The sequence below is a fragment of the Cribrihabitans marinus genome (genome assembly GCF_900109035.1).
GTDB lineage: Bacteria > Pseudomonadota > Alphaproteobacteria > Rhodobacterales > Rhodobacteraceae > Cribrihabitans > Cribrihabitans marinus.
This window is the reverse complement of the sequence record NZ_FNYD01000025.1, coordinates 1-10,422: the sequence shown is the minus strand read 5'-3', so window position 1 is coordinate 10,422 and position 10,422 is coordinate 1. Positions and strand designations below refer to the sequence as shown.

Genomic DNA, 10,422 nt, shown 5'->3' with positions numbered 1-10,422 from the left:
GGCAAATCAAATGGTTCCAAAGAAAGACCGAATACATAGAAGCAGGGTCAGCGGCGCATCGAAAAATCACTTGCAGGGGAAGGCAGTTCATACATACTCCCCGATCCTTGGACAATATCTGGCGTGATCTAAGCTACTCTCTGCTCCTGCTGATCGGTTTGGGTTTTGTCTTTTCTCAGCCAATAGACCACGCAGTGTACAATACCAATGCAAGGTTGGTGATTTAGGTTCAGGACCAGCTTGATAACACCAATACACCATTCGGATTCCTTGTGTAATGCCAGTATGGTAACAGGTGTACGTGAGGAGTTGGCCACCCACAAAATCCAAGAATGTGAACCATACCTCCTACTACGACGCGCTCAACTAGTTCAAGTAAAGCATCTGATCTGCGTGCGAAGACGTTAGCCAAATCCGCGTGAATGCATCAGCGAAACAACCCGGTTTTGAGCAGCTTCCAAACCTTGTTTGATGGTTTTGTCGCCCCGAAGGATGTCGTGAATCTCTTCGCCGGCCACAGCGACAACATCCGAGATGCCTGGCACAGACGGGCGAGGCCAGGCCCTCAGATATCCTTGGGCAGCAAGGCGATCAACCGCCGAGACCATCGGAGAAAGCGCTGATACTTCAGGATCGCGGCTGACGCTTACACGCGGACTGGAGAGGCTTCCATTTGTTAGGTACAGCTTGGCCGAGGAAGCCGAAGTCATGGTTTGCAAAGCTAACCATACGTCTCCGATGCGGTCTGGGTCGATATTGGCCGGAATTGCCAGTGAGTATCCACCCATTGGAACTATCGTCCGACCCAGCGGGCCGGTTGGATGAGGCGCATAACCGGTCTTTTGGTGCGCCGGTGACGCAGGGTCCAACTCGTAAATAGGGGCTAGCAGCGAGTGGGAATAGGCCATAGCGGCGCGCCCTTCGGCAAAGGCAAGCGCGCGATCGTACCAGTTCATGCGTAGAATTTCCGGTGGCGAAAAGTGCAGAAGCTCTTCCAGATATTCCACGGTCTCCCGTGCAGCGGGTGTATGGAACATAGGCTCTAGATTTTCGGGACTTACGCGAACGGCATCAAAACCGTCGGCGGTTTGGTTCAGGTTCAGCACTGGCTGCCCAAACGCACTCATGACCATCAGGAAGGTGTGGCCGATGGGCGTTCCCCTGCCACCGTTCCAGGCAATTCCCGCAATGTTGTCCTTTCTACTGTGCATTGCCCGCGCCGTGCTAAGGGTCTGTTTAATAGTTTTTGGCGGCTGCATGTTTTTTTCGGCCAGCAAGTCCTCGCGGTACACCAACAGTTCGGCCGAAGTCATTATCGGGACACCGTATTGCATGCCCTGCCACGACGAACTGGTAAGGGCGTCTGGATAGATGTCGGCTTGATCGAAGTCCGATTCCGCGATCAACGGCCCCAGCGGAAGGAGCCGGTTGGCACTTGCCATCTCTCCAAACCAGGGCAGGTCGACCGCAACGATATCGAACTTGGACACTTCCAGTTTGCTGTTTTCAACGATTTCGGAACGAAGCCGGTCAATCGAATGGGCGCGGCTGTTGATGGTGGTGCCCAGTATCATTTCGAACTGGCGTTTGAGATTCTGCATCGCCATGAAAGTCGGATCTGCATGCACCAAGACACGCAAGCCCCGCCCAAGTGACAATTTAGTCTTCAGCACCGCCGGCGGTGGCAACACCACCCCAGCGGGATCAGGCGGTTTGTGGCGACGTTTTTCGCTACGATTGATGGTGATTTTCATAGACGCCTGGCCACGATAGGCGAAGTGTCGCCATTGCTTTAACAATTCATCCGAAGGATGCAGTGTCTGGGTGCGCCCCGACGCCGTCTTGTCGCGCCGCACGATGCTGCCGCGTTGGGTCAGGGCGTCTATTGTGCGCCGCGCGGTGCCATAGGTCAGCCCCGAGGCCGCTGCGAGCGACGAGCTAGTTACCGGAATGCCGTCAAAATGGCAGGTAACCAAATACAGGATCATCCGCATTTCGCGCTGACCGCCGCTGAGTTGCAACAGCGACTCGGCATCCTCATACAGCCGCGCAACAAAATCGACAAAACGGATCTGTTCGTCGCGGATCGGATATCCCGACGTGACGCCCTGACCTTCGGTTTCGTATGGACCTTCCGGCCTGGCCGATGGTCGATTTGCGTGGCGCGCGCGGCGTGCAAAGGTTTTTTTAGACATGCGGCAGATTGTATCCAAGGTCGACATTTTGGCCGGGTGAGTTGCTGATCGGAACAACTTCACCTCCAATGTGAGATCATATTTGAGCCAAAATGGAAAGTCGTGCCGCGGCCGCAATGAAATGTCCAAGCTGGACAACTGCGGTCTTCGGAGCGCAATCAAAACCTTTATTCTATTGCGGAAATTAAGGCGCTTGCCCTGTCAAGACGCCAGTCCAATGGGTCGGATATCGGAGGAAATCATGAAATTGTCTTTCAACACTTGGGTCTACTCCAGCTTTCCGGTGTGGGTGCCAGCATATCCGTTGGATGAGGTCATCAAACGTCTAGCACGCATTGGATATGACGGGATCGAAATCGGTGCCGCAGCGCCGCATGCCTATCCTGACTACATTTCGCCAGAGCGACGCCGCGAGATTCGCAAGCTTCTCGACGACACCGGCATTGCCTGTTCTTCGATGCTGCCGGCACCGGGCGGCGGGGCGGGCTTTAATGTCGCCTCGGCGGATCAGGCAGAGCGCGACGCCGCAATCGATCAGTACAAGAAGGTCGCCGACCTTTGCAGAGAATGGGGCGCACCGACATTGATGTACGTCGCCGGCTGGCAAGCCTTTGGCACCTCGCGACCAAAGGCATGGGAATACAGCCGCGCCGCGCTGGAAAAGATCGCTGATTATGCCAATGACCTGATAATTGCTGTCGAACCGACGTCTGCCGACAGCAATCTGGTCGACAGCTGCGACGACGTGATCCAGATGATGGATGAAGTCGACCGCCCGAATGTCGGCGCAATGTTCGATACCTTCCATACGCTGTACCGCAACGAGGTGCCGACCGACTATGTGCACCGTTTGGGCAGCCGCCTGAAGCACATCCATCTGGCCGACGTGAACCGCGAACCGCCGGGCAGCGGCGTTGTCGATTACGTCTCGCTGATCGAGGCGCTGCGCGACAACAAGTTCGACGGTTATCTGACGATGGAGATCGGCTTCAACCGCCGCAACGTCGAACCCGATGACATGGCGCGTCGCGCCCACGACTATCTGAAATCCATTCTTTGACACGCACGCCCCCGTCCGTGTGGCTGGGGGTAATCAAACCGAGGGAGTAAAGAAATGAAGACGATTCTTGCACTTGCGACGGGTCTGACCGTCGCATCGACCGCAACGGCGGAAACCATCGTGACGCAGTGGGACCAGTTCGCACAATCCGGAATCTCGGCCGCCGGGCCGGCGATGGACGAGTTGATCGCCACCTGCCAGCCATCGCTGGGCGGCGCGACCATTCTGCGCACAATCGCGCCCTCAATCGGCATCCGCGACAGTTATCGGTTGGCGGTTTCCGCCGGCAAGACGCCGGACCTTGCCTATACCTGGCCGGCGGCATCGGTTCTGGCCGGTTACGCCCGCGTGGGAGCACTTGCTCTGCTGGACAGTTATTACGAGCAATACGGCTGGGACCACGTCAACGACTTCTACCGGGGCCGAAACTCGCACGACGGCCATCTGTACGCCCTGCCGATGGAGCAGGATCTGATGGGGGTCTACTACAACAAAGCACTGTTCGCCGAACACGGTGTCGAACTGCCCACCACTTATGCAGAATTCCAGGCCGCCGCCGAGACTTTCAAGGCGGCAGGCATCATCCCGGTCTCGTTCGGCAACCGCGACCGCTGGCCGGCCACCAACACGTTCAGCCTGATCCTGGGGCTCACCGCGGGTCTTGAAGCGGAGCAGGCCGTGTTATTCGGCGACGAGCCCTGGACAAACCCGGCATTCAAACAGGCCGCCGAAACGTTTCAGGCCTGGGCAAACGACGAGTACTTCCCGCGCGGTTTTAACGGCGTCGGTTATGACGAGGCAAACGCATTGTTCCTGTCCGGACGGGCGGCGATGACGATCACTGGCACTTGGGTATTGCAGGACATGATCCGCGGCGCCGAACGGATCGACCTTGGGGTCTTTATGCTGCCGCCAATTGCCGACGGTGTTCCGGCCGGCACGATGTGGGGCGAAGGCTCGCAATGGCAGATGTCGGCGAGTGCCGATCAGGCGGTGAAAGACGCCGCCGCCGCGTATCTCGATTGCCTGACAAGCGACGCAAGCCGCCAGGTCTGGGTTGAAAAAGGACATACCGTTCCGATCGGCACCACGCCCGATGAACTGGCCGAATGGGGTGCCGACCCGATCGTGCAGGAATTCTTCGCCGCCGGTCTCGCGACGCCCGACAGCAACTTCTACGATCTGCACACCACGTTGCCCGAAAGTGTCACGCAGGTGCTCTACCCCGAGCTTCAGCGGCTGGTAGGCGGCGAAGTCACGGCAGACGAATTCCTGGCAGCGATGCAGGCCTCGTGGGAAACCGCCATCGCCAACGGCGAACGCTGGATTCCCTGACCTGGCCACGGCAGGCCGCACGCTGGCGGCCTGCCGTTCAACACCCACCGGAGACCGACGCTAATGTCCGACCGAACCGCCTACATTTTCCTGCTGCCCGCGCTGGTGCTTTACGTCGCTTTCGTAGCGCTGCCGATCGCGCAGGTTGTCGGCTACAGCCTTTTCGAATGGGACCAGGGGATCATCGGCGATTTCGCCGGACTTTCCAATTTCGAGCGTATGGGCGGCGATACAGTGTTCTGGGCAGCACTCAGCCACAATGCGATCTGGGTGGTTCTGACCCTCGCCTTTCCGCTGATGGCCGGACTTCTGCTTGCGGCAATACTGGCCGAGCGCAATCAGCACGTGATCCGCTGGATGAGCGCCATCTACTTTATCCCCCGCACCATCCCGCTGGTCGTCGCAGGGATCATCTGGGGCTGGATCTACAACCCGATCTTCGGTCTGCTGAACTATATGCTGGAGTCAGTCGGCCTTGGCGGCTGGACAGGGGCGTGGCTGGCGCAATCCGAGACCGCGCTCTTGTCGCTGAACGTGGTCGGCGCCTGGACCTTCTTCGGTTTCTGCGTGGTCATTTATCTTGCCGCGATCCAGTCCATCGACCCCTCGCTTTACGAAGCCGCAGAAATCGACGGCGCAGGCTGGGGCCGCAAGTTTCGCGACATCACGGTTCCGTTGCTGAAGAACTCCACGCTGTTTCTTGGCCTATACGCAGCGATTGAGGCGATGCGCTTTTTCGACCTCGTGTGGGTCACCACGCAAGGCGGACCAGGCTACGCGACCGAGGTTCTGACGACCCACATCTACAAAACCTTCTTCCTTGTAGGCGATTTCGGCTATGCCGCCGCGCTGTCGGTCGTGTTGCTGGCCATCGTGCTGGCCATTTCATCGATCAGCTACTTCCTGTTGAGGGCAAAATGAGCAAAACGTCACGCCATATCCAGACTCTCGTTCTGATCCTTTTCGCGGCCTACGCACTGGCTCCGGTCTATCTTGTGCTGCTTGCGTCAATGCGCAGCGAAGCGGACCTGTTCTCTGGCCCGCTCGCGCTGCCCTGGCCGATCAACATCGACAATTTTCTTCGCGTCTGGCGGGAAAGCGGCTTTGCAGCTTATTTCTTCAACTCGCTGAAGATCTCGGCGGCCGTCACCGTGCTGGTGCTGCTGTCAGCGCCGCTGGCAGGTTTTGCCTTTGCCAAGATGCGGTTTGCCGGGCGCGAAGGACTTTTTGCGCTGTTCCTCGCCGGTCTCGTCGTTCCGGCGCCGTCGGTGATCGTGGCACTATATGGCAACCTTCAGACGCTGGGACTGATCGACAACCAGATCGGTGTGATTCTTCCGCAGGCCGCGCTGTTGATGCCGTTCTCGGTATTCATGATGCGCACAGTTATGCAGGAAATTCCTGACGAGCTGATCGAGGCCTCGACGATGGACGGCGCGACCCTGTTCGGGACGTTCATTCGCATCGTGGTTCCTATCGCGCGGCCCGGTCTGATGTCGCTTACTCTGATCGTGTTCCTGTTCTCGTGGCAGGAGTACCTGCTGCCACTGGTCGTCCTTCAGACCGAAACGCTGAAGCCGATCACCGTCGGCGCGGCCAGCCTGCAGGGACGCTATGGCGTCGACTATGGCGGCATCGCCGCTGCGGGACTGATCGCCTTCGCACCGATCGTCGTGCTGTTTCTTATTATGCAACGGTCTTTCGTCCGCGGCCTGTCGGCTGGCGCGGTGAAGTGACCCCTGAAATCCTGGAGACAAAACCATGCCCAACAACATGACTGCCGTTTTCCTGCCCGGCAACAAACAGGTCGATGTCCGCGCCGTTTTGGTGCCCGAGCCGGGGCCCGACGAGGTGCTGGTCGAAATCAAGGCCTCGTGCATCTGCCGCTCGGATCTTTCGCTGTATTACGGCAATGCCGTGATCTCGGGCGGTGATTCCAACCAGTTTGTCTGTGGCCATGAACCCGCTGGCACAGTCGTCAAGGTTGGCGAGGCGGTAACCGAATTCGCTGAGGGCGACAACGTGGCCGTCTATTTGGCAGTGGGCTGTGGGGTGTGCCACCATTGTCGGGTCGGCATCCATTACTTGTGCGCCAAGTGGAAATGCCTGGGTTTCACCATGGACGGCGGCAATGCCGAGTTTTTGCGGGTGCCAGCGCGCAACTTGTTGAAGACGCCCAAAGGCATGTCGCACCTGGCCGCAGCAATTTCGACCGACGCATTCGGCACGCTGTTTTCTGCCTGCCGCAAAGTCGGCGTGAACGGGCTTTCGACGATTGGCATTTGGGGGCTTGGCCCGATGGGTGCGGCAGGGACGCTGGCCGCCAAGGCGATGGGCGGGCGCGTCGTCGCGTTGGACCCGATTGCCGAACGCCGGGAATTCGCTGAAAGCCTGGGCGCCGATCTGGTTCTGGACCCGACTGCGCCAAATGCGCTGGACCAGGTCCGCGAGTTTTCGGGTGGCGAGGGTCTGTCGGGCGCAATCGACTGTTCCGGCCAGACGGCGGCGCACAACATGGCGTTGGATGCAGCCGCCCCGATGGCGCGCATCGCCCTTGTCGGCGAAAACCGCGAGACGACGATCAAGACTTCGGACCACATGATCCGAAAGCAGCTCACAGTCTTTGGCTCGTGGTACTTCAGCATCGACGAATACGCCGACATCTTGGCCCTGATCAAAAGCCACAAGATCGACCTTGAGCGGCTCGCCACGCACACGTTCGATTTGAAAGAAGCCGAAACCGCGTTCCGCATGTTTGATAACCGAGAGACGGAAAAAGCCGTCTTTGTGAGGTAGAAACCCCATGTCCGATATCCGCATTTCCGACCTGAACAAGAGCTTCGGCGCCACGCAGGTTCTGAAAAACATCAATCTCGACATCCGGTCCGGCGAGTTCATTGTTTTTGTCGGCCCCTCGGGTTGCGGCAAGTCAACACTGTTGCGCGCTATTTCTGGTTTGGAATCAATCACTTCAGGCACGCTGGAAATCGGCGGCGCACGGATGAATGACGTTCAGCCGGCCAAGCGCGGCATCGCGATGGTGTTCCAGACCTACGCGCTTTATCCGCACATGACGGTCGCCGACAACATGGCCTATTCGCTGCGCCTGAACAAAACGCCAAAGGCCGAACGCGATCGGATGGTCAAGGTGGCCGCCGATATGCTTCACCTGACCGACTACCTGGGCCGTAAACCAAAAGAGCTATCCGGGGGTCAGCGCCAGCGGGTTGCCATCGGCCGCGCCATTGTGCGCGATCCGAAGGTGTTTCTGTTCGATGAACCGCTCTCAAATTTGGATGCTGCCCTGCGCCTGAAAATGCGTCTCGAAATATCGCGTATTCACGGCGAGCTTCCGGGCACGACGATGATCTACGTTACCCACGATCAGGTTGAGGCGATGACCATGGCCGACCGTATTGTCGTTTTGAAGGATGGCGAAATCCAACAGGTTGGCGCACCGATTCAACTATATGAGAAGCCCGCCTCGCTTTTCGTGGCCCAGTTCATCGGATCGCCGAAGATGAACGTCATGACCGGTCGGCACGCCGAAAAGTTCAAGGCAGCGCACGTCGGCGTGCGCCCTGAACACCTTGAGATTACCAATGACGGTGTCTGGTCGGGTGAAGTGATTCATGCCGAAAACCTCGGCTCCGACAGCTTTGTCTACATCGACATCGGCGAGGACGAACCGCTGGCAGTGCGCCAATCCGGCACAGCAGGCGTCGCGCCGGGGACCCGGTTGTCGGTCGCCCCGATTAGGCGACAATACCATCTGTTCGACGCAGCCGGGCGACCACAGGCAGTGTGAGCGCGATTGCATTTCAATGAATCGCCGACGCCTCAGCGGCTCGGACCAACATTCGGGCGGCGATCCGCCCGCCCAGGAGACGCGCATGGCAGCGCAAAAACCCATCCGCCTCGGCATGGTCGGCGGCGGCGAAGGCTCATTTATAGGCTACGTTCACAGGATTGCTTCGCGGCTCGACGGGGAATATGATCTTGTGGCTGGCGCGCTTTCGTCGCGTCCCGAGGTTGCCCGGCGTTCGGCCGAAGCGCTGGGCATCGCGCCCGATCGCGCCTACGAACACTTTGATGCAATGGCAAAGGCCGAGGCGGCGAGACATGACGGCATTGAAGCGGTGGCAATCGTGACGCCTAACCACATGCATTCCGCCCCGGTGAAAGCATTTCTTGAAGCCGGGATCCACGTAATCTGCGACAAGCCGCTGACCGCGACGCTTGCCGAAGCGAATTCACTTGCAGAGGTCAAGCCGAAAAACGGCGCGCGGTTCCTTCTGAGTCACAACTATACTGGCTATCCGATGATCCGGGTCGCGCGGGCGCTTGTCGCCGAAGGGCGGCTTGGGACCTTGAGGGTCGCGCACGTAGAATATGCGCAGGATTGGCTGACCGAACCGCTTTCCAACAAGCAAGCGGATTGGCGGGCCGATCCGGCCAAGGCAGGCCCCGGCGGATGCATCGGTGACATTGGGACCCATGCTTACAATCTGCTGCGCTTTGCGTCCGGATTAGAACTCGAGGCCGTGAGCGCCGATCTGAATATCTTCGTTGCGGGTCGCAAAGTTGACGACAACGTCCACATGATGCTGCGGTTCCAGGGTGGCGCGCGCGGCATGCTGTGGGCCAGTCAGGTCGCGCCGGGCAACGAAAACGGCATCGCGATCCGGATATACGGTGACCGTGGCGGGTTGGAATGGCGCCATAGCGATGCGAATACCCTTTGGGTCAGCGAATTCGGTCAACCAACGCAGCGCCTCACGCGGGGCAGCGCCGGTGCTGATATTCCGATTGCAGGCCACCGCATTCCGCCGGGGCATCCCGAGGGCTATTTCGAAGCCTTTGCGACCCTTTACCGAGAATTTGCTGGCGTAATTCGTGGGACGTCCCAGGGGAATCAACTGCCCGGCCTAGCCGACGGGCTAGAGGGTATGCGCTTTGTCGCCGTGGCCGTCGCCTCAAGCGCGGCGGGCGCGAAATGGGTCGCGTTTGGCTAGGCTCCGGACCTATAAATCGATCCCTGTGCCAATGGCAGCTTCGACTGTGAGCAGTCCCTGACGAAGAACGGGGCTGTGACCGAGATGCGGGACAAAACTGACATTGGTTTCTCGTTCTTCGCTGCCGCAGCATCTGTTCGCGTCTGCCGCACGTTCGTTGTTGCGTTGCGGCGTAGGTCGCCGAACCAGCCATTCGCAGCTGCCTTTCCACGTAGACTGAGGCCACACTTTTCCTGAAAACTGCTCAGATATCGAGACGCGGGACAACCGGAAATTGACATAAACGGCCTGTACGGCTTTGACTGAACTCAAAGCGAACAACCACGATTTGTGTGAAGCGCTTCTTCTCTCTTCGTTCATTGTAAAGCTGACAATTGGTCCAAATCCCCGCGTTGAAAGTTATCTTGCACGTGAGCAGCGGTGAAGTTTAAGCGCGGCGGATTCCAAGGGTCAGAATCAATCAATACGAACTGACAAAAAGCACGAGAAGAGCCCGCGGCTTTTTCTCGGCGGCCGGTGTGCTACCCTTCCGTAAAAGGACAAATAGCATGCCCCGCAGATACGCCGAAATCTATCCGTCACTTCCGCTGCTCAACAGCGACGATATGGAACATGTTTCTGCGGCGGGCCTCATGTCTGTACGGTACTTCCAAGCTAAGCCGGACCGCATGCCAGAAGACGTGTTCACTGAGCATCACATTCTACTGAACCTCAGAGACGAGCGTAAGCGCCTCGGCGATCCCCTACGCGGCGCGGCTTGACGCGGCCGCAAAGTTCCAGGGCATGAGATCGTCGATGCGGCTTCTGGGATGACCGT

9 protein-coding genes are annotated in these 10,422 nt (G+C 58.5%); 8 read left to right on the top strand and 1 reads right to left on the bottom strand.

Translation table 11 applies throughout. The features are described from left to right. Positions 1–404 precede the first annotated feature (404 nt). Positions 405–2,333 (bottom strand): extracellular solute-binding protein, encoded by a 1,929-nt coding sequence (locus BMX57_RS20145; RefSeq protein ID WP_143057967.1) that lies wholly within the window; start codon positions 2,331–2,333, stop codon positions 405–407. Between the two features lie 103 nt (positions 2,334–2,436). Here BMX57_RS20145 and BMX57_RS20140 point away from each other — a divergent pair, with 103 nt between their 5' ends. The 8 genes from BMX57_RS20140 (at position 2,437) to BMX57_RS20105 (ending at position 10,366) form a co-directional block, all read left to right on the top strand. Further along, entirely contained in the window at positions 2,437–3,255 is an 819-nt protein-coding gene (locus BMX57_RS20140; protein ID WP_092371679.1) for a sugar phosphate isomerase/epimerase family protein, read from the top strand. Between the two features lie 54 nt (positions 3,256–3,309). After that, the gene (locus tag BMX57_RS20135) at positions 3,310–4,590 is read left to right on the top strand and encodes an ABC transporter substrate-binding protein (protein WP_092371676.1); all 1,281 of its coding nucleotides are present in this window, start codon (positions 3,310–3,312) and stop codon (positions 4,588–4,590) included. A gap of 63 nt (positions 4,591–4,653) precedes the next feature. Beyond that, positions 4,654–5,511, top strand: coding sequence for a carbohydrate ABC transporter permease (locus tag BMX57_RS20130; protein WP_092371673.1), 858 nt, complete (start codon positions 4,654–4,656; stop codon positions 5,509–5,511). Continuing rightward, positions 5,508–6,326: a carbohydrate ABC transporter permease gene (locus tag BMX57_RS20125; RefSeq protein ID WP_092371670.1), complete on the top strand. Its 819-nt coding sequence runs from the start codon at positions 5,508–5,510 to the stop codon at positions 6,324–6,326. The genes BMX57_RS20130 and BMX57_RS20125 overlap by 4 nt, the downstream gene beginning before the upstream one ends. A 25-nt stretch (positions 6,327–6,351) precedes the next feature. Continuing rightward, on the top strand, positions 6,352–7,386 hold the full coding sequence (locus tag BMX57_RS20120; protein ID WP_218142448.1) for a zinc-binding dehydrogenase: 1,035 nt from the start codon (positions 6,352–6,354) through the stop codon (positions 7,384–7,386). 7 nt (positions 7,387–7,393) lie between these two features. Beyond that, entirely contained in the window at positions 7,394–8,398 is a 1,005-nt protein-coding gene (locus BMX57_RS20115) for an ABC transporter ATP-binding protein (protein ID WP_092371667.1), read from the top strand. A gap of 85 nt (positions 8,399–8,483) precedes the next feature. Beyond that, entirely contained in the window at positions 8,484–9,605 is a 1,122-nt protein-coding gene (locus BMX57_RS20110) for a Gfo/Idh/MocA family protein (protein ID WP_229724308.1), read from the top strand. Between the two features lie 548 nt (positions 9,606–10,153). Beyond that, entirely contained in the window at positions 10,154–10,366 is a 213-nt protein-coding gene (locus BMX57_RS20105; protein WP_244892212.1) for a hypothetical protein, read from the top strand. The last annotated feature ends 56 nt before the right edge of the window (positions 10,367–10,422 follow it).

What these genes read in the sequence shown, in the direction of transcription:
- BMX57_RS20120 (WP_218142448.1), top strand. Translation starts at nt 6,352, where the DNA reads ATGCCCAACAACATGACTGCCGTTTTCCTGCCCGGCAACAAACAGGTC.
- BMX57_RS20130 (WP_092371673.1), top strand. Translation starts at nt 4,654, where the DNA reads ATGTCCGACCGAACCGCCTACATTTTCCTGCTGCCCGCGCTGGTGCTT.
- BMX57_RS20125 (WP_092371670.1), top strand. Translation starts at nt 5,508, where the DNA reads ATGAGCAAAACGTCACGCCATATCCAGACTCTCGTTCTGATCCTTTTC.
- BMX57_RS20140 (WP_092371679.1), top strand. Translation starts at nt 2,437, where the DNA reads ATGAAATTGTCTTTCAACACTTGGGTCTACTCCAGCTTTCCGGTGTGG.
- BMX57_RS20115 (WP_092371667.1), top strand. Translation starts at nt 7,394, where the DNA reads ATGTCCGATATCCGCATTTCCGACCTGAACAAGAGCTTCGGCGCCACG.
- BMX57_RS20110 (WP_229724308.1), top strand. Translation starts at nt 8,484, where the DNA reads ATGGCAGCGCAAAAACCCATCCGCCTCGGCATGGTCGGCGGCGGCGAA.
- BMX57_RS20135 (WP_092371676.1), top strand. Translation starts at nt 3,310, where the DNA reads ATGAAGACGATTCTTGCACTTGCGACGGGTCTGACCGTCGCATCGACC.
- BMX57_RS20105 (WP_244892212.1), top strand. Translation starts at nt 10,154, where the DNA reads ATGCCCCGCAGATACGCCGAAATCTATCCGTCACTTCCGCTGCTCAAC.